The organism is Williamsia muralis (genome assembly GCF_051487485.1).
In the GTDB taxonomy this organism is placed as follows: domain Bacteria; phylum Actinomycetota; class Actinomycetes; order Mycobacteriales; family Mycobacteriaceae; genus Williamsia; species Williamsia muralis_B.
This window is the reverse complement of record NZ_JAHVCV010000003.1, coordinates 614654-641325: the sequence shown is the minus strand read 5'-3', so window position 1 is coordinate 641325 and position 26672 is coordinate 614654. Positions and strand designations below refer to the sequence as shown.

General features: G+C 62.5%; 30 protein-coding genes. 21 read left to right on the top strand and 9 right to left on the bottom strand.

The features are described 5' to 3' along the window. Positions 1 to 44: 44 nt before the first annotated feature. Positions 45 to 173 (top strand): hypothetical protein, encoded by a 129-nt coding sequence (locus KXR83_RS11345; RefSeq protein ID WP_437424914.1) that lies wholly within the window; start codon positions 45 to 47, stop codon positions 171 to 173. Between the two features lie 27 nt (positions 174 to 200). Here the strand turns inward: KXR83_RS11345 and KXR83_RS11340 are convergent, their stop codons facing one another. Together KXR83_RS11340 and KXR83_RS11335 are read right to left on the bottom strand one after the other, a co-directional pair. Continuing rightward, the gene (locus tag KXR83_RS11340) at positions 201 to 1019 is read right to left on the bottom strand and encodes an SDR family oxidoreductase (RefSeq protein WP_437424913.1); all 819 of its coding nucleotides are present in this window, start codon (positions 1017 to 1019) and stop codon (positions 201 to 203) included. A 97-nt stretch (positions 1020 to 1116) separates the two neighbouring features. Further along, positions 1117 to 1614 carry an FBP domain-containing protein gene (locus KXR83_RS11335; protein ID WP_437424912.1) on the bottom strand — a complete coding sequence of 166 codons (498 nt, stop codon included), beginning with the start codon at positions 1612 to 1614 and terminating at the stop codon, positions 1117 to 1119. A gap of 317 nt (positions 1615 to 1931) precedes the next feature. On the opposite strand from KXR83_RS11335, the gene KXR83_RS11330 reads away from it, so the two are divergent. Then, entirely contained in the window at positions 1932 to 2288 is a 357-nt protein-coding gene (locus KXR83_RS11330; protein WP_437424911.1) for a hypothetical protein, read from the top strand. Between the two features lie 159 nt (positions 2289 to 2447). On the opposite strand, the gene KXR83_RS11325 is transcribed toward KXR83_RS11330, so the two are convergent. Next, the gene (locus KXR83_RS11325; RefSeq protein WP_437424910.1) at positions 2448 to 3011 is read right to left on the bottom strand and encodes a dihydrofolate reductase family protein; all 564 of its coding nucleotides are present in this window, start codon (positions 3009 to 3011) and stop codon (positions 2448 to 2450) included. Between the two features lie 153 nt (positions 3012 to 3164). On the opposite strand from KXR83_RS11325, the gene KXR83_RS11320 reads away from it, so the two are divergent. Together KXR83_RS11320 and KXR83_RS11315 are read left to right on the top strand one after the other, a co-directional pair. After that, the gene (locus KXR83_RS11320; RefSeq protein WP_437424909.1) at positions 3165 to 4199 is read left to right on the top strand and encodes a hypothetical protein; all 1035 of its coding nucleotides are present in this window, start codon (positions 3165 to 3167) and stop codon (positions 4197 to 4199) included. A 234-nt stretch (positions 4200 to 4433) separates the two neighbouring features. Continuing rightward, a complete protein-coding gene (locus tag KXR83_RS11315; RefSeq protein WP_437424959.1) occupies positions 4434 to 5390 on the top strand; it encodes an esterase/lipase family protein in 957 nt (318 codons plus the stop codon). A 604-nt stretch (positions 5391 to 5994) separates the two neighbouring features. On the opposite strand, the gene KXR83_RS11310 is transcribed toward KXR83_RS11315, so the two are convergent. Then, entirely contained in the window at positions 5995 to 6912 is a 918-nt protein-coding gene (locus KXR83_RS11310; RefSeq protein WP_437424908.1) for an alpha/beta hydrolase, read from the bottom strand. Between the two features lie 287 nt (positions 6913 to 7199). Between KXR83_RS11310 and KXR83_RS11305 the strand changes: the two genes are divergently transcribed. Further along, positions 7200 to 7712 (top strand): flavodoxin family protein, encoded by a 513-nt coding sequence (locus tag KXR83_RS11305; RefSeq protein WP_437424907.1) that lies wholly within the window; start codon positions 7200 to 7202, stop codon positions 7710 to 7712. Between the two features lie 34 nt (positions 7713 to 7746). Here the strand turns inward: KXR83_RS11305 and KXR83_RS11300 are convergent, their stop codons facing one another. Further along, on the bottom strand, positions 7747 to 8055 hold the full coding sequence (locus KXR83_RS11300; protein WP_437424906.1) for an ArsR/SmtB family transcription factor: 309 nt from the start codon (positions 8053 to 8055) through the stop codon (positions 7747 to 7749). Positions 8056 to 8246: 191 nt separating this feature from the next. Further along, positions 8247 to 8603, bottom strand: coding sequence for a hypothetical protein (locus KXR83_RS11295; protein ID WP_437424905.1), 357 nt, complete (start codon positions 8601 to 8603; stop codon positions 8247 to 8249). Positions 8604 to 9036: 433 nt separating this feature from the next. Here KXR83_RS11295 and KXR83_RS11290 point away from each other — a divergent pair, with 433 nt between their 5' ends. Next, entirely contained in the window at positions 9037 to 9168 is a 132-nt protein-coding gene (locus tag KXR83_RS11290) for a hypothetical protein (protein WP_437424904.1), read from the top strand. Between the two features lie 256 nt (positions 9169 to 9424). On the opposite strand, the gene KXR83_RS11285 is transcribed toward KXR83_RS11290, so the two are convergent. Then, positions 9425 to 10009, bottom strand: coding sequence for a TetR/AcrR family transcriptional regulator (locus KXR83_RS11285; protein ID WP_437424903.1), 585 nt, complete (start codon positions 10007 to 10009; stop codon positions 9425 to 9427). Between the two features lie 81 nt (positions 10010 to 10090). On the opposite strand from KXR83_RS11285, the gene KXR83_RS11280 reads away from it, so the two are divergent. Beyond that, a complete protein-coding gene (locus KXR83_RS11280) occupies positions 10091 to 10816 on the top strand; it encodes an SDR family oxidoreductase (RefSeq protein ID WP_437424902.1) in 726 nt (241 codons plus the stop codon). A 419-nt stretch (positions 10817 to 11235) separates the two neighbouring features. On the opposite strand, the gene KXR83_RS11275 is transcribed toward KXR83_RS11280, so the two are convergent. Both KXR83_RS11275 and hpnE read right to left on the bottom strand, forming a co-directional pair. Beyond that, positions 11236 to 11949, bottom strand: coding sequence for a DUF6319 family protein (locus KXR83_RS11275; RefSeq protein ID WP_437424901.1), 714 nt, complete (start codon positions 11947 to 11949; stop codon positions 11236 to 11238). Positions 11950 to 12021: 72 nt separating this feature from the next. Continuing rightward, the gene (hpnE, locus tag KXR83_RS11270; RefSeq protein ID WP_437424900.1) at positions 12022 to 13413 is read right to left on the bottom strand and encodes a hydroxysqualene dehydroxylase HpnE; all 1392 of its coding nucleotides are present in this window, start codon (positions 13411 to 13413) and stop codon (positions 12022 to 12024) included. 215 nt (positions 13414 to 13628) lie between these two features. Here hpnE and KXR83_RS11265 point away from each other — a divergent pair, with 215 nt between their 5' ends. The 14 genes from KXR83_RS11265 (at position 13629) to KXR83_RS11200 (ending at position 26630) form a co-directional block, all read left to right on the top strand. Then, the gene (locus KXR83_RS11265; RefSeq protein WP_437424899.1) at positions 13629 to 14015 is read left to right on the top strand and encodes a VOC family protein; all 387 of its coding nucleotides are present in this window, start codon (positions 13629 to 13631) and stop codon (positions 14013 to 14015) included. A 437-nt stretch (positions 14016 to 14452) separates the two neighbouring features. After that, complete coding sequence (locus tag KXR83_RS11260) at positions 14453 to 15634, top strand: acyl-CoA dehydrogenase family protein (RefSeq protein WP_437424898.1); 1182 nt, start codon at positions 14453 to 14455, stop codon at positions 15632 to 15634. 23 nt (positions 15635 to 15657) lie between these two features. Beyond that, positions 15658 to 16188, top strand: coding sequence for a YiiD C-terminal domain-containing protein (locus KXR83_RS11255; protein ID WP_437424897.1), 531 nt, complete (start codon positions 15658 to 15660; stop codon positions 16186 to 16188). Next, positions 16188 to 17099 carry an alpha/beta hydrolase family protein gene (locus tag KXR83_RS11250; protein WP_437424896.1) on the top strand — a complete coding sequence of 304 codons (912 nt, stop codon included), beginning with the start codon at positions 16188 to 16190 and terminating at the stop codon, positions 17097 to 17099. Before KXR83_RS11255 ends, KXR83_RS11250 begins: the two co-directional genes overlap by 1 nt. Then, positions 17096 to 18262 carry an ABC transporter ATP-binding protein gene (locus tag KXR83_RS11245; protein ID WP_437424895.1) on the top strand — a complete coding sequence of 389 codons (1167 nt, stop codon included), beginning with the start codon at positions 17096 to 17098 and terminating at the stop codon, positions 18260 to 18262. Before KXR83_RS11250 ends, KXR83_RS11245 begins: the two co-directional genes overlap by 4 nt. A 10-nt stretch (positions 18263 to 18272) precedes the next feature. After that, positions 18273 to 19634 (top strand): ABC transporter substrate-binding protein, encoded by a 1362-nt coding sequence (locus KXR83_RS11240; protein WP_437424894.1) that lies wholly within the window; start codon positions 18273 to 18275, stop codon positions 19632 to 19634. Further along, complete coding sequence (locus KXR83_RS11235; protein ID WP_062798230.1) at positions 19631 to 20494, top strand: metallophosphoesterase; 864 nt, start codon at positions 19631 to 19633, stop codon at positions 20492 to 20494. Before KXR83_RS11240 ends, KXR83_RS11235 begins: the two co-directional genes overlap by 4 nt. Before the next feature lie 6 nt (positions 20495 to 20500). Then, positions 20501 to 21454, top strand: coding sequence for a carbohydrate ABC transporter permease (locus tag KXR83_RS11230; protein WP_437424893.1), 954 nt, complete (start codon positions 20501 to 20503; stop codon positions 21452 to 21454). A gap of 142 nt (positions 21455 to 21596) precedes the next feature. Further along, positions 21597 to 22343: a carbohydrate ABC transporter permease gene (locus KXR83_RS11225; RefSeq protein WP_038253562.1), complete on the top strand. Its 747-nt coding sequence runs from the start codon at positions 21597 to 21599 to the stop codon at positions 22341 to 22343. 94 nt (positions 22344 to 22437) lie between these two features. Continuing rightward, positions 22438 to 23865 (top strand): pyridoxal phosphate-dependent decarboxylase family protein, encoded by a 1428-nt coding sequence (locus KXR83_RS11220; protein ID WP_437424892.1) that lies wholly within the window; start codon positions 22438 to 22440, stop codon positions 23863 to 23865. Next, positions 23862 to 24476, top strand: coding sequence for a hypothetical protein (locus tag KXR83_RS11215; RefSeq protein ID WP_437424891.1), 615 nt, complete (start codon positions 23862 to 23864; stop codon positions 24474 to 24476). The genes KXR83_RS11220 and KXR83_RS11215 overlap by 4 nt, the downstream gene beginning before the upstream one ends. A gap of 11 nt (positions 24477 to 24487) precedes the next feature. Continuing rightward, positions 24488 to 25465 carry an acyl-CoA desaturase gene (locus tag KXR83_RS11210; protein ID WP_437424890.1) on the top strand — a complete coding sequence of 326 codons (978 nt, stop codon included), beginning with the start codon at positions 24488 to 24490 and terminating at the stop codon, positions 25463 to 25465. Further along, complete coding sequence (locus KXR83_RS11205; protein ID WP_437424889.1) at positions 25462 to 25728, top strand: acyl carrier protein; 267 nt, start codon at positions 25462 to 25464, stop codon at positions 25726 to 25728. The genes KXR83_RS11210 and KXR83_RS11205 overlap by 4 nt, the downstream gene beginning before the upstream one ends. Further along, positions 25725 to 26630 (top strand): class I SAM-dependent methyltransferase, encoded by a 906-nt coding sequence (locus KXR83_RS11200; protein ID WP_437424888.1) that lies wholly within the window; start codon positions 25725 to 25727, stop codon positions 26628 to 26630. The genes KXR83_RS11205 and KXR83_RS11200 overlap by 4 nt, the downstream gene beginning before the upstream one ends. Positions 26631 to 26672 lie beyond the last annotated feature (42 nt).

Sequence of the window (26672 nt, the reverse complement as noted above, 5' to 3'; positions counted from 1 at the left end):
CCGATCGACCAGGGGTATGTCGGCTTCAGGACAAAGGAGGCCGCATGACTGCACCGCAAGATGACAAAGGCGATGACACCTACGATCCCGACGGAGATCCGGACATGGTGACGTCCACGACCGAACAGCCGGACCAGGCTGAAGGCGCGGACGACCCGGACGAAACGTCTTAGTCGGCGTCTTCGAGAACGAGCGCCGGCCTACGGTCGGCGCCACGACCCGTCGGGTACAAATTGGACGGCCTGTGGACCCATCAGCGCCATGCCCCCGTCGACCACCAGCGATGCCCCGGTCATGTACGACGACGAGGGTCCTGCCAGAAAGTCCACCACAGAGGCGATTTCGCGGGCATCGCCGGTGCGGCCCAGTGGAACCCCCGGTCGTGGGTTGTCTCGTGGGTCTTCGTCCGTCTGACCCGTCATCGGCGTCGAGATCTCGCCGGGTGCAACCGAATTGACGGTGATCCCGTGCTCGGCAAGCTCGATCGCCATGACCTTAGTGAGTGCACCGAGCCCGGCCTTTGCGGCGCAGTAAGGCGCGGCACCCACTTTGGGTAGGTGTTCGTGGACGCTGGTGATGTTGATGATGCGCCCTCCCGTCTTCTGCGCGACCATGAGTCGCGCCGCGCGTTGGCTGCACAGAAATGCGCCGTCGACGTCGACCGACAGCACGGTTCGCCAGTCGTCGAAGTCCAGATCGAGGAACGGTGTGGCGGTACCGGTTCCCGAACTGTTGACGAGTACGTCGAGGCTTCCGAGGTCGGCCGCCAGGGCGTCGATGGCAGCCGCCGCGTCCGGTAGGTCGGTGAGGTCCAGGTGCGCCGAAGCGCCTCGGCGTCCCGTTGCCTCGATCTCCGCGACCGTGGCTTCGGCGCCGTCGCGGTCGGAGTTGTACGTGACCGCGACATCAAGACCACTGTGGGCAAGAGCGACCGCCACTGCGCGGCCGATACCTGAATCACCACCGGTGACGATCGCATGGCGAGGTGTGAACTCGGAGTTGGGATGAGGTGTGTTCATCTCACTCGAATGCCCGCCACCGATGGAGCCAAACCTGGGGTGACGGACGGCGAACACCGCTGCACCGGCATCGACCGCCGGCGCCGCGGGCGCCAAGTCAGGCGTCTGCTGACGACAGCACGTTGGCCACGAAAGCCTCGACGCGAATGCGCAGCCCTGTCACCACCTCGGCCCTCAATGCGTCGAGGTCGGTCTGCCGGTGGAAGGCGGGTGGGAGCCGGCGGACGTTGCGTGAACAGCTGAAGTCCTCGCAGGCGAGAACGCCGATCGTGTCGCCGCGGCGCCCAGCAGAACCCATCCGGCGAGTCGAGAACATGACCGCTGCGCTTGTCAGATTGACATCGCGACACCAAGTACACATGGCCCGTCGCTTGGGGACGGCTTCAGCCTGCGTCAACAGCAAGGTGATGACGTCGCCCTGATGAGGGACGCAGATGTAGCCACGACGGGGGATCTTTCGGTCCCGCCACCCGTAGAAGTCGAGCGCGTCGAAATCGGTGTCGTCGAAGTCGGTCGGGAATGTGACTCGCTTGATCTCGCGGCGCGTCGCGCCGCGAAATGAGTCGATGATCTGCTGGTGGGTAAGAGGTTTCATGGTGGATCCATCCGTGCAGGTACGCCTATCGGAGACCTGCAGTGAGACCGCGTCCGGGACGCGGTGAGCCGATTGCCCGAAACATCGGGGCGAGGACATGACTGAGTTGCCGACCATCACGGTCGGCTGCGGGGCGCAGTCATCTCATAGAGGCGCGCGCGGCGCCAGCACCTGCTTCGACTCGACGGAACACCGAAACACCGTACCGGTTTTTCAGCGGTTGTTGCATCCCAGTTTTTTCCGACAAGTCATCGGGCGACGAGGAACGCTGCGAGCAATCGGTAGACCGCCGCCATTCAGTCTCGTACGGTTCGTGTATGCAAGCGGTCGCGACTCGGCAGCGCTCTCAGCCGCCCCCACCCTGGGTTGTGTTCGAGGACTTGGCAGATCCCGGCCGCGTTTCCGGCCGGCCGTGGCTGCATCTGCTCGACGACGAGACGCCACCGCGTGTTCTTTCCACCCAACGCCCGACACTTGTTGTGTGGTCATCGATCTGGGCGAAACGACCCGACGCGACCATCCAGTTCGACCTGACGGAAAGTGGCAGCGAGACCGCACTTCGATGGACTCTGCTGCTGGAGCCGCCCGCTCCAGATGACCGCCTGTTCCGGCAAATGTGTCAGCGCATCGGAGAACTTATCAACGCCGATCTCCGCTATACCTACGGACACTGACGTCGGTCGACGACCACGTGGCCCGACGAACCGGGGGAGTCGTATTGACGTGTCGGTCATCGGTATTTACGCCATCCAGCGCGTCTGCTGGGTGATCGAGACGCGCCGGTCTAGTTGTCACACGGGGCTATCACTGGTCTAGGTGAATGTGACTCGCTCCTACTTCTTGGCTGCATACCGGAGGAGCACCGCGCCAGACGGAAACGTACGGTTCTCAGTCAGCTCCAACGAGATCCAGTTGTCCAATGTCGGGAAGAACGGCAGCCCACCACCCACCGCCGCGGGGGTGACCACCATGTGGAACTCGTCAACGAGGCCAGCCTGGACCAACGGCGCGGCGAGCGTGGCACCGGCAACGTCGATCACCCCGTCGGTGTCCGCCTTGAGTTTGGTGGCGAAGTCGACGACATCGCCGCGCTCCAGTCGCGAGTTCCAGCCGACCGAACCGAGGGTGTTCGAGAACACCACTTTCGGCATCGCGCGCCACAGCCGGGCGTACTCGGCCTCCACCGGAGACACGTCGGGGGCCTCGTCGGCGGTCGGCCAGTGGGCGGCCATCAGCTCGTACAGCTTTCGCCCATACAACGACACCGCTGTGTTGCGGACCTGGTCGTTCCAGTACTGGTGCAGTTCGGCGTCAGGGTCGCTCCACCCGATATCGCCGTTCCTGTCGGCGATGTAGCCGTCCACTGAGATGTTCATGCCGTAAGTGAGTTTGCCCATGCGAGTTAGACCACCACAACGACTGAAACTCATCGGACTCGCAGTTGGCCGGAGACTGGTTGCATTTTCCCGATTCGCTGCTTGACAGCCAGAGTTGGAGGTAAGGAGGAACGAGCATATGTCGGAGCCGACCCATCGATGGAGAAACCGTTCATGACGCAACCAGAAGCGATGGCGGGCGGCGGGCAGTACAACGAGCATTCGACGGCGCAGTTGAGTGCTGCGGCTCGCGCCTTTCCGCTGCTTCGCCAGGCAGCCGCAGTAGTGCCACCAACCTCCGACGGGTCGCTGACGATCGCTGACTATGGATGTTCAGAGGGGCGCAATTCGTTGGCTCCCATGCGCGCCGCGATCGAGGAAATGCGCCGCGTTCATCCGGCAGATACGCCGATCAGTGTGGTCCACACCGACCTCCCGCTGAACGATTTCAGCTCGTTGTTTGCCACTGTCGCAGACGATCCGGACACCTATGCCGGTCCCGCTGTTTACTCCAGCGCGGTCGGGCGGTCGTTTTACCAACACATACTCCCGCCGCGATCGGTCTCTCTGGCGTGGAGTTCGATTGCGCTGCATTGGCTCAGCGCAGCTCCGGGGCCGCTCGACGGCATGTGGTACACCGACGGGACGCAGTCACAGCGTGACCGATGGGCACTGCAAGCGGGGGACGACTGGGCCGGGTTTCTCGACGCCAGAGGTCGAGAGTTGTTGCCGGGCGCACGTCTCATCATCGTGGTCGGGTCGGCTGATGCGGCCGGCAACAGCGGGGCCGAAACCGTGATGACGACACTCCGGCGCGTCGCCGGCGACATGATCGAAACAGGACGTCTGCCCAGGACGTCGCTCACCCCCATCCCGGCGTGGTACCGCACCGCAGCCGAGTGGCATGCGCCGTTCCCGCACGCCGCCTTCACGCTTGATCATTTCGAAGAGGTAGTCCTGGGCGATCCGATTGCCGAGCAGAACGTGGACGGCGACCGTGGGCAGTACGCCCACGACGTTGCCGAGGCCATTCGGGTGTCGTTCGGCCCGTCACTGCTTGCGGCCGTACCGCACGAGGACCGCGCGGCGATCGAGCACGAGTTGTTCACCGACCGGCTGACGGCGGCCATCGAACAAGACGCCGCAGTCGGCTTCGACTGGCGGCTGGCAATCATGATGCTGCGCAGGCGTGACGCCGTCGGCGAATAGCGCGATCCCTGCGGGACCAACCGAACTGCGCGTCGACGCCATCAGTGCCCACCGGGGCTACGCGACAGAACAACTATCGGCCGCTCACCTAAGAAGCCACACACGGTGAACGAAGATGCTCGCGACCCAAAGCCGTCGATATGGACCCCAACGCACTGCTCAGCCAGTAGCATTCGACGGAATTCGGGGATCTGTGTGGACGATGCGTCGCATTCGTCGCGCACTAGGGGGTTGATGATGAAACGTCTACGGTTAGTTGCCATTTTGATGTTGGCAATCTGCTTTGTCGCTACGACGCGCGCTACGGCTACCGCCGCGCCGCTGCCAGTCAGCTATGACTTCAACACGGGGATCGTCGCCGAGTTGACCAACCCGAACGGCTCATTGCCCGGTACCAACGATTGGTCGTGCCGGCCAAGCCCGGCGCACCCGCGACCTGTGGTGTTGGTACACGGAGGATTTGCGAGCCAGCAGGTCAATTGGGGAGTGTACGGTCCGCTGCTGAAGAACGAGGGCTACTGCGTCTACGGGTTGACATATGGCCAAATCGACAACGCGCCCTGGCCTCTTTCCGCAATAGGTGCCCTCGATCCCTTGGACGACGATGCCGCCGAACTCTCGGCATTCGTCGAACGCGTTCGCACGTCAACACGGGCTTCGGAAGTCGACATCATCTCCCATTCGCAGGGAAGCTTGGTGTCGGGATATTACGCAAAGTTCCTAGGGGGCAAGGACGTTATCTCCAACCTCGTCGCCCTTGGCGCGCTCTGGAACGGCACTGCTGGACCTGCGGGGGAAGACTATCTACAGGAGATACAGGAACAGCTCGGACTATCAGGTGCGCTCTCGATTCCGTTGTGCCCGGCCTGTTTGCAGGCAGTAGAGGGATCTGACTTCATCACGACACTGAATGCCGATGGCTCGCCCTATGTTCCAGGCGTCCGGTACACGAACATCGTCACGAAATACGATGAGCTCGTAATTCCGTACACGGCGGGTTTGACGCCGGGCCCCGCCGGCACAGCAGTGAACAACATCGTGGTCCAAGATGGCTGCGCGATCGACCGAACAGCGCACCGGGGCCTTGCCGCAACACGCCGGGTCGCAGCATTTGTACTCAACGCTCTCGATGACGCTTCGCATCGTCCAGCGCCATGTGCGGTTGTTGAACCGAACTCCGGAGTCGGCTAACACCCTGTCCTCTATGGATTGCGCTTAGTACGCTCCGAACCATACGATTCGGACTTTTGGGGGCGAGATGCCAGTCGTAGTTGCTACTCGTATGAAGGCCGGTCGTCTGCGGGATGTGCCAAGGTTTGTCTGGGCCAGCCTGGTGATTGCCGTGCAGGCCCGCCGTAGCCAAGGGTTTCTGGGTGGGCGTCTACGCGTGAGTGCCGATGGAGCTTTTTGGACGGTTACCGTTTGGACGGGCGGTCAGACGATGACCAGATTCCGCGACAGCGGTGTTCATGCCACGGTGGTACCACTCGCCGAAACGTGGGCCAGCGAAGCAGTGTTCGGGGTGTGGAACAGTGCGAACGGGCGCGTGCCAAGCTGGCGTCGCGCAGCCCAACATATCGGCGAACATCCCAACTTCACCAAGATTCTCGAACGCCCGACCGAAGCGCATCGACAGCGAAAGCCGCCGACGTCGCCACGGCTTGGCTTGAGTGCTCCGATCGTCCGGCCTCGCCGTTCGCGCAGCAGTCCTGAACGGCGTGTCCGTCACTGAGGTGGCGAACTTCCGAGTAAGGCAGAACTTTTCAGGCGCGGCCTGCTGCTTCCACGGCGGGGTTCAGTCGAGCACACCGAGGCGATCGCGCAACCATTCGTCGATGTCGTTCAAAGCCGCCCGAGCCATCGAGGTCGAGTGCCCGCTGAAGTCATGTGGTGAGGCGGGGTAGAGGCGTAGATCGACCTCGACGCCGGCGGCCGCGAGTCGTGTTGCCATAACCAGGTTGTCCTCCAAGAGGACGTCTTCGGTACCGATCACGATCATGACGGGAGGCAGATCGGTGAGGTCAGCAAATACGGGCGACAGGTCTGGGTGGGTCCGGTCAGGTGCATCACCGGCGTACGCATCGAGGAAGTACTCGGCGGCGATCAATCTGCCCGCCGGTGTTTGTGCGGAGAGGTCATAAGTTCCACATTGGAGTACGCCCCCGCTGAAAGCTCTGAGTCGACGCTCGCGGAGTCGGAGCAGGGTTGCCATCGTCAACGTGGCGCCGGCAGAGAAGCCGACCATCGCGAGATTCGTTGTGCCGAAACGTGCATGGGCATTCTCAGCCAGCCATAGCGCGGCGGTTTCGCAGTCGTCCGGTGCGGCCGGCCAAGGATTCTCGGGCGCGAGGCGGTAGTCGACACTGACCACAGCGACCCCGAGCGTCTCGACAAGCCGACGGTTGCGAAGGTCGCTGCCGGCTGCCGAGCCCATGAAGAAGCCGCCGGTGTGGATTTCGAGGATCGCGCCGCAGGGAGCGATTCCGGTGGGCTGGTGGATCCGTACCGGAACGGTTCGGCCAGCGGCCGACGCCTGCTCGAGAAGGGGCTTCGGTTCGCAGACCGCGGGGGAGGGTGCTTGCAACCTGACAGCTCGCAACTCGTCGAGGTTACGTGCACCGCGGCCGGACTGCCGGCGGGCATAGAAAGCTCGCGACTCATCGGCGAGGGACCAGAGCTCAGGATCGATTAATGAAGACAAGTCGAACCGCACGAGTCAACAGTAGATCCATCGTTGGTACCAGCTGAAGATCGGGGGAGAAGTCGCCGAACCAGTGTGTCGCGGTATAGAGCGGCCTGCTCAGCCCGTCGTCGTGACGACTTGACAGACTTGACGGTACAATTGTACAACGTTGTGCGACAGTCTATTTGGGAACAGTGTCGATGTTCTTGCAGTTTCATGCTCGTGGAAGATTGCCCGTCGGTTTGTTGCGGACACTTACGTGTCGGCCACCGTTCCCATCTGCTGTCACGAATCAGCTGTCGCCACGGTCTAGATAGATGTATCCGCAAACTCCACAACAGGAAGGTTGTCTCGTGCAAACCGTATTGGTGACATCATCTCGGTCGGAGCATCTCAACACCCGTCGAATTGCCGACGCCATCGGCGAGGTCCTAGGCGCCCGCGTGCTGGCTCCCGAAGAAGCAACTCCTACCGTCCTCCGTGAAGCCGATCGAGTCGGGTTTGGCTCGGGGATCTACTGGATGGGCTTCGACAAGCGGCTCCTGCACTGCATTCAAGCGCTTTCCGACATGACTGGCCGCGAGGCATTCGTGTTTGGTACCAGCGGGCTGCCGGAGCCGCCTTTTCTTCGGTACACGCAGCGGCTGGGGAGCATTCTTGAGAACCGTGGATTCGAGGTTGTGGGTTCGTTTACGTGTCGAGGTGTCGACACGTGGGGACCGTTCAAACTGACTGGCGGCGTGAACAAGGGCCGCCCTGATGACAACGACGTCCAAGCAGCTCGACGCTTCGGGGAGACGATTCAACGGCGCGATCGCCGCCGTCTGTGAGGACGGCGCTATTGGACCGCGCCGAATCGTGCATTTACACCTGGGTGTCGGGGCGCCTCACCGCGACCATCATGTCGGCCAAGTCGTTCAACAGACGCCCGAAGTGCGGATCGGCCAGTGCGTGCTGGTGCTGACCACTGTGGGAGCTGGCAACGACGACTCCGGATTGGCTGAGGCGGGCAAGATGTTTGGTCACGCACTGGCGGGAAATGCTGAGCCTTCGTGCAAGCTCGCTTGGGTTACTGGGTCCAAATCGGAGTGCCAGCAGTATTTCCGCACGCACCGGGTCAGACAGTGCGGCTCCGAAATCTGCGAGCACGTCCCGGGGGATCGAGGTCTCCATTTCGCGAACACTACATCGAGCATTGTCGTATTCGCTCGGTTATGCGAGCAGGCCCGAGCAGACCCGAGGCGACAAGAACGCCGAACGGCAGGGGTACCGCGATCGTCCGCCGGGGCTGTAGTCCGCGCGCGGGCTCGTGGCGGTGACCGGGTGGATGACGTCGTTGAGAAGGGTGCGCTGGGCCCTGGGTGTTAGGAGATGGACACCGGGCCGGTCCTGCCGGTGACCTGCCAACGACCGTCCAACTTTCCGACAACGTAGGTCAGAGCTAATCCGCAAAGACCGCCGCACCAGTAACCGGCACCAACATGCACCGTTCCGTCGCTCTGATGCGCCAGGGCGGCGAGGCCGACGATGACTCCATCGTTTTCGACTCCGGTGAGGCCCTGACGTTCGGGGTTGGCTTTGTCCTCGATCTCGGCGATGAACTCAACCGGGGGCATCTCGTCGGGCTGGTTCGCTATCGCACGCCTGAGTTCAGCGTCCAAGGGTGGTCCGTCAGCCACGATGAACAGGTCGCCGCTCCGCGATGCATAGCTGTCGATCACGTACACCTGCTTAAACGGTGTGGGTGGCCCACTGCCGAAAGAGTGGTCGAGGACTACCAACTGCCGAACGACAGCCGCATAGATCTCTAATTCGGCGCGCGGTGCAGCCACCGGTTCGGAGCTCGAAGCCGACGCGGGTTCAACGTCTGAAGGACCGGATGTTGAGACTGCACAGCTGGCGAGTGTTACTACAACGATTGTCGACACTGACGCAACTGTGATCCGCATGTCTTGACGCTACCGCTGCAACGACATACCCCGGACGAATTCGCGAGCTGCTGCTGTCGCTCGATCCGGCCTAGCTCGCCGCGAACAAATCAATGCGCAAGCGCTACTGCAGGTCATCGTCGGAGGTCGCCTCGGCACCACATTCTCATATGCCGACGGCCTCGCCCTGTGGGAGACAGCTCCGAATGCGAAGGGCTTCCATGTCGTGAACGGTGCAGGTCACTACGAGATGTACGACGAGCCGGCTTACGTCAATGAAGCAGTCGACGTGCTTGACACCTTCTACAAGGAATCCCTAGCCGCGGTACTCGAAGACAGCGTTGACGCGGACGGTTGAGCCCCGCAACGGTTCCACCCGGCAACTCAGCGCGGGGTTCAATCCCGCAGAAGGTCACTATCCGTAACACTGCACTCTCAGGTGAAGCGACAAACTACTCTATGCGTTGCGCATCAATTGCTTTGATCCTCAACGGGACACAATCAATTAATTGGCTCGGCGGACGACAAACGGCTGACCTTTACGGGGTTGGCACGTGTCTCGGCGAGGGGTGACCCGAGGCATTCAACTCCATCGGCCGGGCAAAGGTGAGCCGTTACGTGAAGATGCCCGCTGTCGCCACGGTGACCCGTCGTCGCGCGGCCACAATGTCGTCCTGGAAGCGATCCACCCCCCACGACAGGGTAGTGACCAGCTCAAAAACCTCATCGGCGGTGATGGATTCGGCCACGTCGCCTGAACTCTTCGCGGCGCCGAGAAGGTCTGCGGTCGCGGCCGCGAGCGGGTTGCACGCGTCAGTGACGGGAGAGCTCGGGTCGGAGTGGGCAATGGCGATGCAATACGGCAGGTCGTGCCAAATGCGTAGCTGCCACGTCAGGTAGATCAGCCACTCCACGAGCGCCTGGCGCGGCGCCATGTTGCGCGACAACTCTTTTGACTCGAGAACGGCTGCGTCGATGTTCGTTTCTATGACCGTCGACAGCAGGTCGTCGCGTGTGGGGAAGTTGCGATACAGCGTGGCATTTCCCACGCCCGCGAGAACGGCAATGCCATCGAGAGAAGCCAGTACCCCTTCGTTGTCGAATGCCTCACGCGCAGCGCGCAGGATGGCGTCGCGGTTCCGCTTGGCGTCAGCGCGCAACGGACGCGGCGCCTTCGCGGTGGCATCTGACACAGCCATCAACCCGCCCTTCTTGACTATGCGGGGAGCATCCCCACATACTGTTTATGGGGAGCATCCCCATTTATAGGAGGAGTCTAGATGAACAAGTCGTTGGCCGGGCGGACGGTGCTAGTCACCGGAGCAAATGGCGGTCTTGGAGAACAATTCGTTGCCCAGGCGCTTGATCGCGGAGCCGACGCGGTCTATGCCGCGGCGCGCACCCCGCGGCAGTGGGATGACCCGCGCATCCGGCCGTTGACGCTTGACATCACGAATGTTGAGGATGTGTCGCGCGCCGCCGCCACCGCATCGGATGTCGATCTCTTGGTGAACAACGCCGGAATCGCACCGGCCGGCGACCTGATCTCGGGCCCGGAGGAGGACCTTCGCCGCATCTTCGAGACAAACTTCTTCGGCACACTACGGGTCGCGAACGCGTTCACCCCGGTGCTGGCCGCTAACGGGGGTGGGACCCTGCTGAACGTCCTGTCCCTGTCGAGCTGGATCAACCTTCCAACTGGATACGCCGCATCGAAGGCCGCGACATGGTCGGCCACCAATGCGTTGCGGACGGTGCTGCGCGGACAGGGAACGCAGGTGGTCGGCCTGCAGGTGGGCATGATCGACACGCCGATGACTGTCGCCTTGGACGTTCCCAAGGTGAGTTCGGAAAGTGTTGTGGCGCAGGCCTACGACGGCGTGGTGAACGGTTCGCTCGAGGTGTTGGCCGACGACACGACCCGGGAGTTGAAGTCGCGCCTCAGCGTAAGGGCCGAGGAACTCTATCCGTGGCTTGACGAGCAGTTAGCCGGGTTCACCCCCTGACAGATGGTCGCTTGGCACCAGCCCGCCATGTCGTCTTTACTTGACATAATGTTTCTTATCGGCGTTGGTGTAAGACCACTGGAGACCAATGGTGACGCCGCTTCGCTGCACGCTCGAAGCCTGCGCGCCCTTAAACGGCGCACATGTGAGCTGGTTTCGCCTTCAATCTTTCACTCACGGTTTACAGCCCAGACTCGATGCGACCGGCGGCGTGCTGAGTTCGTATGGCCGAGCTCGCGTCGAAAATCTCGTTCGTCGCGCGAACTGCCAATATCCTGCGTCGACAGTCACCTAAGGCTGTAAGCGACGACCATGCGTATGTTCTCGCCTAATCGGGACGGTCCTCGGCGCGCCAGGCTGATACCGCCGGTACTCTTTTCCGTCACGTGTGACGAAACTACAGGGCGCGGCGGGGCGAGCTACTCGTCGTCAGAGCCCTCGGCCTGTACCTCAAGATGTGCGAGCATAGCTTTCGCTGCTTCGAGCTCCTGGCTCAACTCATCGATCCTTTTCTGGGCCGCCGCCCGTGCCGACTCGATCACTGCGTTGACGGCTTGGATCGCGGCGTCGTCACCGAGCATCTGCATAGCTCGCGCCACTCGGTCTGAGGTGACATCGGTGGCCTTGCCCTGCTTCTTGGTTCCGTGCGACAACGACACCGTCCACGCGGTGTCGCCAACCGACGTGATGGTGACACTCACCGCGGTGGCAGGTTTAGGGCGTCGCACCGGTTTTGGCGTCGCAGGGTTCGGTTGCACCGATGGTGTTTTCACAGGTTCAGATGCTGGCTTTGTCTCCGGCGCAATGGTTTTCGGTGCGGTCGACGCGCCTGACGGTGCGGATGGCGCGGGCGTCGCCTTGACCGGCCGCTGGCGCGCTGGTGCTGGGATTGCTGCCGTCCGGGTCTTCAGCAGTTCATCGGCCTCGAACGGCAATTGGTCGTCGACACCTTTCGGGCGCACTGTCACAGTTGACCCATCGACGGATATCACGCGCGCCGATGCTCCCGCGGGCAGATCAAGCGATGGCATCGGATCACGGAGGTAGACGGTGACCCGCTTGCCGGCAGCAAGCGCCGTGGTCAGCGATGCCAAGTCATCGGTACTCAGTCCGGTCTTTCCGCGCGCGTTCATCTAGATCATATTCGCACATGTGTGCGAATAACGCGACCATGGCAGAAGGGCGGAGTCCAGCCGCAAGAACCGTCATGGGTGCGGTGTTCTTCGAGAGACCGACACCTCGGTAGTGACTCCTCGTCCGGCGTCGTCCAGAATGACGTCCACTGCACGGGCTGCGCTCTGGCAGGCGCCCTCCATGGTGGTTGTCCAGTCCGTCCGAGTCCAGTCCCCCGCGAGTGCCAACCCGCGAACACTGGTTCGCTGGTCGGGCCGGATGCCGGCCGTGCCTGGCCGCTGGGCGAACGTCGATCGCGGCATGCGCACCACGTGACTGTGGACCACCTGAGCATCGCTGGCCTCGGGGTAAAACCGACGGAGCATGTCCATCTGTATCCGGGTGATCTCGTCGTTCGATTTCTTGATGAGCTCGTAAGCCGCTGAGACGGTTGTCGAGTACAGGTGATGACGTGATTGGTCGCGCTCATGCATCCGCTGTCGATCCCAGACCTGCTCGAGCACACCTGTTCCGCCGTAAAGGATCTCGCCCCAGTCGGTCATGCCGATGGATCGGTCCAAGTAGAGATTGACGCTGACGATCGGTACGGGCGTCAGCTGTTCGATGGCTTCGTAGATTTTCTCGTAACCGGGAACCTGATCGAGCAACCCCTTCACGCTCCACACAGGTACCGCGCAGATGACTGCGTCGGCAGCGATGCGCTCGCCATCGGCAAGCGTCACGCCCGCGACAACGCCGTCGGACACATCAACGGCAGTCACCACGGCTCGATGTCGGACCTGTACCCCTTTGTCGGCGAAGATCTTCTCTGCGCCGTCAACGAACAATGTGTCGAGATCGACTGTGGGATAGCCGATCGAGATCGGTGTCTTTGTTTCACGGGCACGCCTGAAGCCGGTCACGAGTAAATCGGCGGGCACCTTCGCCGACGAAATCTCGGGCTTGTCGCCGGTCAGGCCGATCACGATGCCATCCCAGAGTGCGTCACGCGCCTTCTGTGGCATACCGATTCGACGGAACCACTCGTCTGCTGTGATGTCGTCGAGCCAGGTCGGCTGCCGCAGGGCTTGGCGAATCAATGTCACCTGCGCCCGTGCGGTGCGAAGCCGATCCAACCCGGTGACACCCGGCAGGTCGCCGACCGCAGCGCGTAGTCCGGACAGCCCGCCGAACGCGGACACGCGGCTTCCGCCTCCCGGCATCCGAATCGTCATGTGGCCCGGGAACTCGACGTGGGCCCGCGTCCCCACACTGTCGAGGTAACGCATCAGATGCTGGTACCCACTGGCGAACACGTGCTGCCCGTTGTCGGGCACATCGTCGACGGCGGCGACCGGCATCGCGATAGTTCGTCCGCCGAGTGATCCGCGCCGCTCCAGCAACGTGACTTGGTGCCCCGCCTCGACGAGCCACACCGACGAAGCCAGTCCTGCCAGTCCCCCGCCGACCACCACACAGTGCATTCCGCCACAGTAACGGTCAGTGCTGACTGTGTGGTCGGACTGGGTAAACCTCGCGCATGGCCGCCGGCCCGGGTACGGCAAGGGGGTCAAGGTCGGGTTTTCAGGTCATCGACCGGTGGCCCTCGGGCGACATGACCGATGGGCCGGCAAATCGACGGTGCTTGTCCGCTAAAATCCCGATGGCGGAAGACCCGTTCTACCGGAGAGGCGTTGTGATGACATCTATTGATCCGAGTCTCGCAAATGTGCGATACATCGTCACTGACGTGGATGCTGCGATCGCCTTTTACACAGAACACTTCGGCTTCACTCTGCGTTACAGCGCGGCTCCCGCATTCGCCGATGTGGTTCGAGGTCCACTGCGTCTGTTGCTCTCCGGACCGACGAGTTCCGGCGCTCGCACCCAGCCGGACGGTGCGGTTCCAACCGCGGGCGGCTGGAACCGGATTCACCTGATCGTCGAAGACTTGGCCGCGGAAATCGACCGACTCCGAGCTGCCGACGTCCCATTTCGCAGTGACATCGTGACCGGCCCCGGAGGTCAGCAGATTCTTGTCTCTGACCCCTCAGGCAATTTGGTCGAGCTGTTCCAGCCTGCGTGATCCGTTCATCGAGGTCGTGAGCAATCGCCTGCCTCGGGTAACGAAACTGTCAGGACTTTCCTCGTTTGGGCGTCTGCGATGCGACGCCGTGTCGTAGCGGAGTGTTGTCGTCCGGACTTTGCTGCGGGTTGACCGGCGATCCACCGGCCGTCCCTCTGACGGGAGGAGCATTGCTCGGATCGCCGCCAGACGGTTCAGCTCCCTCGGCCAGTTGAAGTGCTTGCGCGTGGTCGACCGAAAACGGGCTCGCAATTCGCCCTGATGACCGACGACAAGGGGGCTTGTGGCCGGTACGTCTCACTCGCGCAATCGACGCTCCCTATCGCCATCGCTCAGGCTCGTCTGCTCGGAGAAACTGACTCCAGACCGCCTCGGTTAGAGGCAGCCACGAGCGGGTCCTGATAGTTCTGGCCCGTTCCGAAGGACGGAGTGCTTCGATGACCGCCACCACGACGCCACCACAGGCACCAGCGTCACTGAAGGCGCGGATGCAGACGTTCATCACGGACGAAGTGATCCCGGTCGAGATCGATGTCATCCGCAACAACCTGCGGGTAACCGACGACATGCGTCTCGAGCTCCAGGAAAAAGCCAGAGCTGCAGGAGTTTTCGGTCCGCTGTCCTCGCGTGAACATGGTGGGTTGGACCTGAGTTTGACGGAACTGATCGACGTGATGGAGGTGGCGGGCACCAGCCTCCTCGGTCCGATCTCGGTGAACTGCTCGGCACCCGATGACGGCAACATGCATCTCTTGGAGCACGCCGGAACACCGGACCAGAAGGAGCGGTACCTCGCTCCCCTGGCGTCCGGCACGGTTCGATCGTCGATTGCGATGACAGAACCTGCGCCCGGCGCCGGCTCTGATCCTTCGATGCTCATGACTTCGGCGCTACAGACGTCGACCGGTTGGATCATCAACGGAGACAAGCACTTCACCACCGGAGCAGATGGTGCGGCGTTTTTCATCTGTATTGCCGACACTGCACACGGTGCCACGATGTTCATCGTCGACGCCGACAACCCCGGTGTTGAGGTCGTGGAACGGATGACCACGCTCGACCGATGTGTGCCCGGTGGCCACTGCATTGTTCGTTTCGCCGACTGCGAGGTCGGTGATGATGCGCGCCTCGGTGAGGTGGGTGGCGCGATGGTCTACGCGCAGGCCCGTCTTGCTCCCTCCCGTGTCATCTTCTGCGTCAATTGGCTGGGCGTCGCAATTCGAGCCCATCACCTGGCCTGCCGGCATGTGACCACTAGGACCTCATTCGGATCGCCGATTGCGGAGAGCGGCTTTGCACAGGCAATGATCGCGGACACCGAAATCGACATTGCGGCGAGCCAGGGGCTGATCCGACGGGCGGCGGAAGTGATCGATGCTCAGGGGCCTGCTGCCTCTGATGCACGTCATGCCGCGTCGGTGGCCAAAGCATTTGTGGCAGAGGCGGTGTGGCGGATCCTCGATCGCGCTGTCCAGCTGCACGGCGGGCTCGGCGTCTGTGAGGACCACCTGGTGGCCAGGTTCCTGGTGGAGGCCAGGGCATTTCGGATCTACGAGGGGCCGACGGAGGTGCTGCGCTGGTCGATTGCCCGGCGTGCACTACGCCGGCTACCCAACTGACCAACATCAACTCCAGGAGAATCATGTCAACCAGCTCCACAGTTCCTGTCGGCAGCTTCGGCGCGGCCTTCGGCAACATCGACTACGCCGATCCCGACTTCGAAACACTTCGATCACGCTCTGACGAGATCGTGCCCTTCGGCAAGCATGTGGGAACAACGATCACCGTACTGACCCCAGAACACGCCATAGTCGAAATAGGTGGCGAGGCATCGGGTCTGAACCACATGGGTACCGTGCATGCGGGCGCGATCTACACGGCGGCGGATATCGCAGGCGCGGCCGCGTTTGTCGGCGCCGCAGCGACCAAGCTGCACACAATCGAACGTCTCGTGCTCAAGTCCGCCACGGCGTCGTACCGCAAGCCCGCGATGGGTGTCCTGCGAACCGTCGCGACGGTCGACGAACGCGAACTCCAGGTCATCACGTCGTCGGTCAGCACCGGCCGTCACGAGATCTCGGCCAAAGCGGTGGTCTTGAACACCGACGACATCACCGTTGCGAAATTCACGTTCGAGTACGTCTGCGATGTGGTGCACGGAGAGGCCGTCTGATGACGCAGACAACCGGGCGTCCGGACGCGTTCAAACAGCAAGAGGCGATCGTCGTCGAGTCGGCACCGGGCATCACGATCACCGTGCGCGTCTGGCCCACGACCGACGCGCAGGCACCCGTTGTCCTGATCCTCCCCGCGATGGCGATGAAGGCCAAGCACTATGCGCCCCTGATCAAAGCACTCAACAAGTCCGGAGTGCAGGTGGCCACCTGCGATCTACGTGCGCAAGGTGAAGCGCGGCCGGCACTCGCTGACTGTCCCGACTTCGGCTACCGAGAGATGCTCGAAGAAGATCTCCCTGCGATCATCGACGCCGTCTGTCAACGATTTGAGGCGACCCGGATACACCTCTTCGGGCACAGCCTGGGTGGCCAGCTGGCTCTGCTGCGAACCGCTGCACAAGGAACGCAGGGCCCGGTCGCCTCTGTCACGATCATCGGGACCGGCACCGTCTTCTGGCGCGCATTCGGGCCTCGACGCTGGATCGAGGCGCTGTCAACCATCCAGTGGATCGGACTCGTGGCTCGAGTCCGGGGATCCTGGCCAGGCGGGATCCTGATCCCTGGTCCGATGGCCGGCGGAGTGATGATCGACTGGTCGAGGCATTCGTTGACCGCCCGTTACAGGCCGAAGGGCACCAAGCTGAACTATGACGAGCTCATCAGCAAGCTCGACCTCCCGGTGCTGGCCATCTCGCTGGACGACGACACCCTCGGGCCGAAATCGAACGTCGACTTCCTGGTGCGGAAGCTGGCTTCCGCCAAAGTAACTCGCTGGCACATCGAAGGCGACTCTTCGATCACCCATCGCGGTCACGTCGATTGGCTGGCCGATTCGCGATTGCTGGCGCCCGTGGTGCGACAGTGGATCGAGACCGGCGAGCTTGCCACACCCGGGCCTGTCGAATGAGCGAACTGTTACTCGATGGGGTGACCAAGCGATTCGACGGGACGACGGTACTCGAGTCGGTTGATCTGACCGTACCGAGCGGCGAGTTCATGGTGCTCCTGGGACCGAGCGGATGTGGCAAATCGACCCTGCTGCGCATCATCGCCGGTCTGGAGACACCGACCGAGGGAAGCGTGGTGATCGATGGCACCGATGTCACGGAAGTACCACCCCGAGAGCGCAATCTGGCGATGGTGTTCCAGAGTTACGCGCTGTACCCACATCTGACGGTGGCAAAGAACATTGGTTTCCCCTTGCGTACCGCGAAAGTGGCCAAGCAAGAGGCAAAAATGACGGTCGAACGTGTGGCCGCTTCGCTGGGCCTGACGGAACTACTCGACCGGCGACCGGGACAGCTGTCGGGCGGTCAGCGACAGCGTGTCGCACTGGCACGAGCCATGGTTCGCGATCCCGGCGCGTTCCTGATGGATGAACCACTGTCGAATCTGGACGCACGACTGCGTGCCGTCACCCGTACCGAGCTGATCGAACTGCACAAGCGCGTCAACAAGACCTTCCTGTACGTCACCCATGACCAGGTCGAAGCGATGACGATGGCTGACCGAATTGCGCTGCTGAACAAGGGGCGCGTCGAGCAGGTCGGTACTCCGGAGGAGCTGTACGACACGCCCCAGTCGGTGTTTGTCGCAGCCTTCCTCGGCGCCCCACCGATGAATCTCATAGACGTCGACGTCGTTGTCCAAGCGGGTCGACTGGTCGCACATGTCGGGAACTCTGTTGTCCCCCTCGGCATAGAGGCCACACCGGCAGAGGTGAACACCGCTCGCTTGACCCTCGGTGTCCGGCCCGAGCGTCTCCGACTGGACGACCGCTTCGAGGAACACGTCCAGGACCCCACCAGCAACGTGGTGCGACTGCCTGCCGTGGTGACGCTCACCGAAAACCTCGGTGGCGATGTCCTGCTGCACTGCTCGGTCAACTCGGTCGCGTTGTGCGCCCGGGTGTCCCGGGTGGGCAGTGTCCGCGACATCACCATCGGATCGGAGATCACTCTCGTCGCGGACAGCTCCGATCTTCATCTCTTCGATCCCGAAAACGGCCGGCGGCTGCAGTGGCAGCACCCGGCGGCACGACCCGTCCATCCTCAACTCTCTTTTACGTAGGAGCACTGCCGTGAAGGCCAGACTCAAGATCGCCGTGCCGTTGATCGCGTCACTGTTGACGCTCACCGGCTGTTTGTCGAGTACCTCGGACGAAACAGAAACCTCAGCCATTCCCGAATTGGCGGACGACCAGAAGGTCTCGATCGTCTTCGAGAGCTACAACTATGGACTGGCGGGTGCGTGGACGGACACGTTCAACAGCTTGCTCGCAGACTTCTCGAAAGAGCATCCGAACATCACCGTCACCCCGCAGAAGCCGGCTGGAAACAGTCCCAACCCGGCCACCGACACCATTTCCAGCATCCGCAATCAGATGACCGCCGGCAATCCCCCTGACGTTGCACAGCTGGGATTCTCCGATCTCGACTTCACGGTGAATCAACTCCAGGCCAAGTCGCTGGATCAATTGGTCGGCGAAGAGGCAGTGGACAAGAACTTCGAGGGCACCACGCATCCGTTCGCTCCGACTGCCCGAACGTTGAGCGACTGGGACGGTCAGACATACGGCGTTCCGTTCGTGTTCTCGACGCCGGTGTTCTACTACAACGCAACACTTTTCGAGCAAGCCGGCCTGGACCCGAACAACCCGCCGCGTACCTGGGACGAAGTTGCGGTCGCTGCCAAGGCCATCGCCGACAAGACGGGCAAGGGCGGCGCCTACATCGACTGCCTGACCAAGACCGCCAAAGACTGGTGCTTCCAGAGCCTGGTGCGCTCGAACGGCGGCCGGGTGATCTCCGAGAACCGGGACACGCTGACGTTCGCCGACCCGGCTGCGGTCGAGGTGGTCAGCATGGCACAGCAGATGGTCAACTCGGGAGCCACTCCGAAGCTGACACAAAAGCAGGGGTATGAAGCATTTGCTCGCGGCGAGATGGGAATGCTCCTGGAGACGAGCGCGATTCAAGACCAGTTCGTCAAGGGCGCCAAGGACAAATGGGACCTGCGATCCACGACGATGCCGAGCTTCGGCGACAAGCCCGTCGTGCCGACCAACTCCGGTGCCTCGCTGTTCATCTTCTCGCAAGACCCCGCCAAGCAGCGTGCTTCGTGGGAGCTGATCAAGTTCCTCACCAGCGAACAGGCCTACGTCAAGATCTCCAGTGGCATCGGCTATCTCCCGCTGCGCACCGGTTTGATGGACGACCCGGCCGGATTGCAGGAGTGGGCGGCTCAGAACCCGCTCCTCGAGCCGAACCTGGAGCAGCTGAAGTCGATGGAACCGTGGATCTCGATGCCCGGCAATGAATATCTGCAGATTCGCGACGGCATGATGTCTGCCGTGGAGTCCGCGGTATTCCAGGGTGCCGATCCGGCGACTGCCTTGACGGCCGCGCAGGAGCAGGCGAACACGCTTCTGCCGGTGTCATGACCGGGCCCGACCACACCGTCATCCAGCTCACCGACACGCATTTGAGCGGCGGCGGCGATCTGATGCACGGGATGATGGACACAACACGGAATCTGCGTAAGGTTCTCGACCACCTGGACGCTTGGGAAGGGTCGGTGGACGCGATCATCGTGTCCGGCGATCTCGCCGACGCGGGGTCCCCCGAGGCTTACCGAACGCTGCGAACGATGTTGGAGCCCACCGCGGCGAGGCTCGGCGCAACGCTGTGTTACGCGATGGGAAATCACGATGACCGCGCCGGGTTCCGCATCGGCCTGGACTTGAGTCGCAATGGGTCGACCGACCTCGGCGCGCCGTACGATGCGGTCCACCACATCGGTGGACTGCGCATCGTGGTACTCGACAGCACCACGCCGGGGCGTCATGACGGCAGTCTCGAGGATGTCCAGCTGGACTGGCTGGCAAAGGTATTGGAGGACAGGGCCCCGCGCGGCACGCTGCTGGTGATGCACCATCCGCCGGTTCGGTCGCCCGTCGCCACGGTCGACTTTCTCCGACTGACGGACCCGAGCGCGCTCGAGTCGGTCATCGCCGGCTCGGATGTGCGAATGATCCTCTGCGGCCACGCGCATTACACCGGCGCCTCGGCCATATCGGGCATCCCGGTCTGGATCGGCCCGCCGCTGTCGTACCGCACCGATCCGGTACCGCCGCAGGGAAGGCACCGGGCCGGTGTCGGTTTCGGGTTCAGCCGAATCGATCTGTTCGGTGAATCTGCGGTTGCCACATCCGTCGACGTCGTCGGCGTGGAGGATGTGTACAGCGAACCGCAGTCGGTGGCCCTCGAACGACTCTGGTCGCTCACCCCGAACGCGAACTGATCCACGATGTTCGTTCCGGTCGAGACACCGACGCCCGTACACAGTTCGACGACCACCCCGGTACCGCCTGTGCGGTCCCGGCGGTGGTCGCGGCTCACGCGGGGCATCGTGCCCTATCTGTACCTCACCCCGGCGTTGATCCTCTTGGTGGTGTGGACCTACCGGCCGCTTGTCCAAGCGGTGCAGTTGTCCACCGTGTCGTGGAACCTTCTTCCGGCAAGTCCCATGAAGTCGGTGGGCACCGACAACTACAAGCAGTTGTTCGAACTGCCGGCACTCGGTGATGCCGTGTGGCTGACGGTTGTACTCATCATCGGTCTGCTGCCGTTCACCGTGGTGGTTCCGGTGGTGATCGGGTTCGCGATGCGGGGTGTCTCGGTACGAAGCTCGCGGATCTACCAGGGGTTCATCTTCGCGCCCTTCCTGGTGGCGCCGGTAGCAGGGGCAGCGGTGTGGCGGTGGTTGCTCGATCCCAGTGGCGGAATCGTCAACAGGGTCTTGCGAACCGACCACAACTGGATCTACGACAAGAACACGGCGCAACTGGCGATCATCGTCATCACCGGATGGCACCTGATCGGATTCGCGGTGCTGGCAGTGGCCGCCGGTCTCGCCGGCATCAGCTCGGACTACGACGAGGCCGCACAGCTCGACGGAGCAACCCGGCTCCAGATCGGCCGGCGGATCACCCTGCCTCTGCTGTCGCCAACTCTTGTGTTCCTCACTCTCATGACCATCCTGCTCAGCGCCCAGTGGAGTTTCCCGCTGATCGACACCCTGACCCAGGGTGGGCCGGCCGGTGCGACCACAAACATCTATTACCTCCTCTGGGACTACGGATTCCACTCATTCAATGCCGGCCTGAGCGCGGCGGCAGGCATCGTCCTGTTCCTCGGATTCGGCGTTGTCGCCGGCTTCTTGGTCTGGCTGTCGGAACGGATCACCTTCCATGACAACTGACAGCATGTTGAAGACAGAGGACAAGGCGGAGCCTGTCCGTCCTCCCCTGCCGACATTGCCCGCCTCGACCGCGGGCGCGGGACGTGGTGTGCTCGCGCGGATCTGGGGGCACCTCACACTGGCGGTCATCGCACTGACGTGTATGTTCCCGATCTACTGGCTGGTCGCGACGTCGCTCCGGCGTCCCGGCGACGTCAGCTCCTTGACGCCCCTGCCGTGGCCGCTGTCGGTGGAGAACTACTTCGACGCCGCCGACAAAGTCGACGTGACGAGGTTGATGCTCAACACTTTCGGTGTTGCGCTTGCCTCTACCTGCGGCCAGCTTCTCATCGCGATCCTCGCCTCGTACGCGTTTGCGGTCTATCGGTTCAAGTTCCAGGGCCTGCTGTACCTGGCGTTTGTCGGCACCTGGTTGGTGCCTTACCAGGTGACCATGCTGCCGAATTACGTTCTGCTGAACCAGTTGGGACTGCTCAACACACTGTCCGGGGTGGTTGTCCCAACTCTCAGTTCAGCGCTCGCCGTCCTGATGATGCGCACACACATGTCCGGATTCCCGAAGGAATTGATCGAAGCAGCACGGATGGACGGGCGATCCTCGTGGTCGATCCTGTGGACAGTCGTGGTTCCGAACCTGCGTCCGGCGTTGGCGGCGCTGGCCATCTTGTTGTTCATCAACTCCTGGAACGAGTACTTCTGGCCCGCAGTGGTACTTCAATCAAGCAACGACGTCTTGCAACTCGGTCTGCGGAGTTTCATGGGCACCGAAGGCGATCAGTGGGGTCCGATGATGGCTCTGGCCGGTCTGGCGTGCCTGCCGATCTTCGTTCTCTATGTCATCCTGCAGCGCCACATCGTCAACGCCTTTGTGCGAAGCGGTCTCAAGTAGATCAGCTCCGGCGATAGCACTGCCCGATCGGTCCATGACAAAGAGCCCCGTCATCCCCTCCCGGCGGCGGGCCCGCAGAAGACTGGGACGCGAGATGAGGACACTACAGAGCGCTTCTGCCACCGACATCGACAACTTGCTGCGCGCAGTGTGCGACTACAGCATCAACTATCTGGCCGACGACAACTCCGAGCGTGTGATGGCCCGCGCCGAGCTGGAGGCCTCCTTCGCCGGGCCACTACCGGACCAGGGTCTGGACCCGTGGTCCGTGCTCGGCGAGCTGTTCACCAAAGGGGAACCCGGACTGCTGCATTCAGGTGCTCCGACGTTTCTCGGCTTTGTCATGGGAGGCGCATACCCGGTGGCCATTGCGACCGAATGGGTCACCTCTGTGTGGGATCAGTGCGGCGCGCTCTACGCAACCAGTCCGACAGCGTCCGTTGTCGAAGAGACCGTCGCCCGGTGGCTGGTCGATATGTTCGGCCTGCCGGAGGGCACATCGACCGGTATCACCTCCGGTTGCGCGATGGCCAACCTCAGCGGCCTAGCCGCTGCCCGCCACGCCGTGCTGGCCAGAGCCGGATGGGATGTGGAGCGCCACGGCCTGTTCGGCGCTCCGGTGCCCCGGGTGCTGGTCAGCCGCGGCTGCCACACGACCGTCTATCGGGCGCTTCGGCTTCTCGGCATGGCTGGGCAGATACACCCCGTGGATGTGGACGATCAGGGCCGGATGTCGATTCCGGCACTGGAGGCGACTCTCGAGAACACAACCGGGCCGTTGATCGTCTGCGGTCAGGTGGGGAACGTCGACTCCGGATCGGTCGACCGGCTGGACACCATCGCCGAACTGGCGCATGCACGAGACGGGTGGGTGCATCTCGATGCCGCCTTCGGAATGTGGGCGGCCGCGAGTGCTACTGCGCGACAACATGTCGAGGGTTTGGCGTCGGCCGATTCGTGGGCCACAGACGCTCACAAGTGGCTCAACGTGCCCTACGACTGCGGTTTGGTCTTCTGCGCCGATCCCGAGGCCCATCGCGCCGCGCTGCGCACCACTGCCGACTATCTCACCGTCGCACCCGAGGGTGCCCGTGATCCCGCCGACTACACACCTGATCTGTCTCGCCGTGCCCGTGGATTGGTGTTGTGGTCCACGTTGCGGCACCTCGGAACACGTGGTGTTGCCGAGCTGATCGATCGATGCTGTTCGCTGGCAGGGCGATTGGCCGATCAGTTGGTACTCGTCGACGGGATCTCGATAGTCAACGACGTGGTACTGAATCAGGTGCTGGTCGTATTCGACACCGACGACCCTCATGATCCCTCGATTCGTCTCGACCACATCGTCGAAGCCCTGCAACGCGGTGGCACGGGCTGGGCAAGTCCCACCGTCTGGCGTGGCATCCCCACGTTGCGGCTGTCGGTGTGCAACTGGCAGACCACCGCCGAGGACATAGACGCCTGCGCAGCGGCAATCATCAAGGCATACACCGACACCACCGAAAGGCCTCTGGTTCCATGACCATTGCTCAACCTTCATCAACTGATCCCATAGTCACCTCGGACCCCGACCTCGCGGCAGTCGTCGCCACGCTGTCGTGCGCCTTCGCCGACGACCCGGTCATCAAATGGGCCATCCCGGAGGATGTTCCGGAGCGGGCGCGTTACCTCGATGCGTTCTTCGACATCACCACACGGCAGCTGCTCGACAACGGGGGTGCCGTCGCGGCGACGACGTCCTATGATGGCGTGCTCGTCTGGTCGGGGACAGAGGCATCGAGCGAAGAGGACGACATCGCGGTCCTGGCCGAGTTGGAACAGGCATGCGGACCGTGCGGTCCCAAGGTCAGCACGCTCATGCAGACTCTCGATGCGCACCACCCCACTGATCTGCCGCTGCACGTTCACGCGTTGTACGCCGCTATCCGACCGGAAACCCGCGGTACCGGAGCGCGCGAGATGTTGATCGGCGCCTTCCGCGAACTCCGTGTCACGCACGGTTTCGGGGTGTACGCCGAGGCTTCGTCGCTGCGCAGTCTCCGGCTGTGGGAACGTCTCGGATCGAAGCGAATCGGTGGCGAGATCACACTTCCGGGGGGCCCCAGTCTGTATCCCATCTTTCGGTCCGCGTAGGCAGGGAACAGATGACCGACAGTCCCCGCGCACCGCAGGCCCCGCGAACCAAGACGGTGAGCAATGCGTATCTGCACCGGCTGCAACGTCGGCACTTTCTGCTGTTCGACATCCTCCCGATCGTCGGAACCGTAGCGGCGCTGGCGTTCCTGTTCGTACACCCCCTCGGACTCACCGAGCTCGTCTTGTTCTTCTCGCTGTGGTTGCTGACGGGCCTGGGAATCACCGTTGGTTACCACCGGCTCTTCACTCATCGCACTTTCAAGGCGAAGCAGTCGGTGATCACCGCGATGGTGATCCTCGGATCCATGGCGGGTCAAGGAGGAGTGGTCTCATGGGTCGCCCTGCATCGCCGACATCATGAATGCAGTGACCGGGACGGAGACCCCCACTCCCCCAACCTTTATGGTTCCGACGTCAAGGGACGTCTCCGAGGCCTGATGCACTCACACTTCCTGTGGATGCGGCGACACGAGTATCCGAACGTCGTCCACTACGCACCGGACCTCATCAAGAATCGTGCCCTTGTCCGCGTCGCGCGCCAGTACTACTACTGGGTTGCCTTGGGTCTCATCTTGCCCGCCGTGATCGGCGGTGTGGTGTATCAGAGCTGGACCGGGGTGATCAGTGGGCTTCTGTGGGGTGGGTTGGTCCGGATGTTTGTCCTCGAGCACATCGTCTGGGCCATCAACTCCTTCCTGCACATGTTCGGTACGCGGCCCTACGCGTCGAGGGAGAACAGCCGCAACGGCGGAGTGTTCGCGCTAGTGACGCTCGGCGAGTCCTGGCACAACAACCACCACGCTTTCCCGGAGTCGGCTTCGTTCGGATTGGACTGGTACCGGCTTGACCCGGGGTACTGGCTCATCAGGTTGCTGGCAGCGTGCGGGCTCGTCTGGGATGTCGGCCTACCGTCAGACGAACGTAAAGCGGCAAAACGCATCCCCGACAACACCTGTGACACATCGACGAGTGGAGTGCCGGCATGAGTGACAAAGACATGAACGCTCGCAGCGACGAGATCGTCAGTTGGTGTCAGGACTACGTGGGCAACATCTTGGGAGTGCCGGGCGACAGAGTGAATCCCGATGCGACCTTCGACCGGCTTGGCATCGACTCGGCCCTGGCGGTGTCTCTGCTCATCGACGTCGAAGGGCATTTCGGAGTCGAGGTTCCGCCAGAGGCCCTGTTCGACAACCCGACACTCCGGGCAGTGGCCGGCTACGTACACGAGAAGTCCGTGCGACTGTGATCGCCCGGGTCGACGAGATCGCCGGAGAGGAGCGGAAGTCCGCCGCCACGCGCGCCATTCGTCATCACTACGACGTCGGCAACGATTTCTACGGGCTCTGGCTGGATTCGTCGCTGTCGTACTCGTGCGCCATGCCCACTGTCGCAACGGACACACTCGCTGTCGCGCAGCACCGCAAACTCCGCTTCCACCTCGATGCGGTGCGGGCCGACACTGCGCGTTCGATCCTCGATGTGGGATGCGGATGGGGCGCGATACTCGAGCAGGCGTCGGTGGAGTACGGCGTGACACGTGCGGTGGGTCTGACGTTGAGTGAGGCTCAAACTCGGCACATTCGGGAGCTCGCCCTACGCGGCGTGGAAGTGCGCACCGAGAACTGGATGGACTTCGCGCCCGATGACCGTTTCGACGGAATCATCTCCATCGGTGCTTTCGAGCATTTCGCCCGACCAGACGACACCCCTACGGAGAAGATCGGGATATACCGCGAGTTCTTCTCCCGGTGCCGCACCTGGCTCAACACAGACGGGACGTTGTCGCTGCAGACCATCGCCTACGCGAACATGTCCCGAAGCGACGCCAATTCGTTCATGCAACAGGAGATCTTTCCCGACGCCGACCTTCCCTCGTTGGCTGAGATAGTCAGCGCCGCCGACGGATTGTTCGAGGTGCAGTCGGTTGCCAACGGCCGGCTCGACTACGCCTGGACCTGTGAACAGTGGGCTCAGCGGCTTCGCGCCCGTCGTGAGGAAGCCACTGCCCTCGTCGGTGAAGATGTGGTTGCTCGGTACGAGCGGTACCTGAAGATGTCCGCAATCGGGTTCCGGATGAATAAGATCTGTCTTCTGCGCCTGGTTCTACGGCCGTATGCCGACGGCCACTTCGGCGGTGCGTCGAGATGACCGGCACCACATCATCGGTAGCTCGCGAAGGTCCGACCCCCG

Excerpts from the sequence above, each read along its gene's own strand:
- KXR83_RS11205 (WP_437424889.1), top strand. The coding sequence starts at position 25,462 with ATGAGTGACAAAGACATGAACGCTCGCAGCGACGAGATCGTCAGTTGG.
- KXR83_RS11345 (WP_437424914.1), top strand. The coding sequence starts at position 45 with ATGACTGCACCGCAAGATGACAAAGGCGATGACACCTACGATCCCGAC.
- KXR83_RS11335 (WP_437424912.1), bottom strand. The coding sequence starts at position 1,614 with ATGAAACCTCTTACCCACCAGCAGATCATCGACTCATTTCGCGGCGCG.
- KXR83_RS11245 (WP_437424895.1), top strand. The coding sequence starts at position 17,096 with ATGAGCGAACTGTTACTCGATGGGGTGACCAAGCGATTCGACGGGACG.
- KXR83_RS11235 (WP_062798230.1), top strand. The coding sequence starts at position 19,631 with ATGACCGGGCCCGACCACACCGTCATCCAGCTCACCGACACGCATTTG.
- KXR83_RS11285 (WP_437424903.1), bottom strand. The coding sequence starts at position 10,009 with ATGGCTGTGTCAGATGCCACCGCGAAGGCGCCGCGTCCGTTGCGCGCT.
- KXR83_RS11330 (WP_437424911.1), top strand. The coding sequence starts at position 1,932 with ATGCAAGCGGTCGCGACTCGGCAGCGCTCTCAGCCGCCCCCACCCTGG.
- KXR83_RS11230 (WP_437424893.1), top strand. The coding sequence starts at position 20,501 with ATGTTCGTTCCGGTCGAGACACCGACGCCCGTACACAGTTCGACGACC.
- KXR83_RS11315 (WP_437424959.1), top strand. The coding sequence starts at position 4,434 with ATGATGAAACGTCTACGGTTAGTTGCCATTTTGATGTTGGCAATCTGC.
- KXR83_RS11215 (WP_437424891.1), top strand. The coding sequence starts at position 23,862 with ATGACCATTGCTCAACCTTCATCAACTGATCCCATAGTCACCTCGGAC.
- KXR83_RS11300 (WP_437424906.1), bottom strand. The coding sequence starts at position 8,055 with ATGGAGACCTCGATCCCCCGGGACGTGCTCGCAGATTTCGGAGCCGCA.
- hpnE (WP_437424900.1), bottom strand. The coding sequence starts at position 13,413 with ATGCACTGTGTGGTGGTCGGCGGGGGACTGGCAGGACTGGCTTCGTCG.
- KXR83_RS11280 (WP_437424902.1), top strand. The coding sequence starts at position 10,091 with ATGAACAAGTCGTTGGCCGGGCGGACGGTGCTAGTCACCGGAGCAAAT.
- KXR83_RS11305 (WP_437424907.1), top strand. The coding sequence starts at position 7,200 with ATGTATCCGCAAACTCCACAACAGGAAGGTTGTCTCGTGCAAACCGTA.
- KXR83_RS11255 (WP_437424897.1), top strand. The coding sequence starts at position 15,658 with ATGTCAACCAGCTCCACAGTTCCTGTCGGCAGCTTCGGCGCGGCCTTC.
- KXR83_RS11210 (WP_437424890.1), top strand. The coding sequence starts at position 24,488 with ATGACCGACAGTCCCCGCGCACCGCAGGCCCCGCGAACCAAGACGGTG.
- KXR83_RS11265 (WP_437424899.1), top strand. The coding sequence starts at position 13,629 with ATGACATCTATTGATCCGAGTCTCGCAAATGTGCGATACATCGTCACT.
- KXR83_RS11260 (WP_437424898.1), top strand. The coding sequence starts at position 14,453 with ATGACCGCCACCACGACGCCACCACAGGCACCAGCGTCACTGAAGGCG.
- KXR83_RS11220 (WP_437424892.1), top strand. The coding sequence starts at position 22,438 with ATGAGGACACTACAGAGCGCTTCTGCCACCGACATCGACAACTTGCTG.
- KXR83_RS11320 (WP_437424909.1), top strand. The coding sequence starts at position 3,165 with ATGACGCAACCAGAAGCGATGGCGGGCGGCGGGCAGTACAACGAGCAT.
- KXR83_RS11340 (WP_437424913.1), bottom strand. The coding sequence starts at position 1,019 with ATGAACACACCTCATCCCAACTCCGAGTTCACACCTCGCCATGCGATC.
- KXR83_RS11275 (WP_437424901.1), bottom strand. The coding sequence starts at position 11,949 with ATGAACGCGCGCGGAAAGACCGGACTGAGTACCGATGACTTGGCATCG.
- KXR83_RS11325 (WP_437424910.1), bottom strand. The coding sequence starts at position 3,011 with ATGGGCAAACTCACTTACGGCATGAACATCTCAGTGGACGGCTACATC.
- KXR83_RS11250 (WP_437424896.1), top strand. The coding sequence starts at position 16,188 with ATGACGCAGACAACCGGGCGTCCGGACGCGTTCAAACAGCAAGAGGCG.
- KXR83_RS11225 (WP_038253562.1), top strand. The coding sequence starts at position 21,597 with ATGTTCCCGATCTACTGGCTGGTCGCGACGTCGCTCCGGCGTCCCGGC.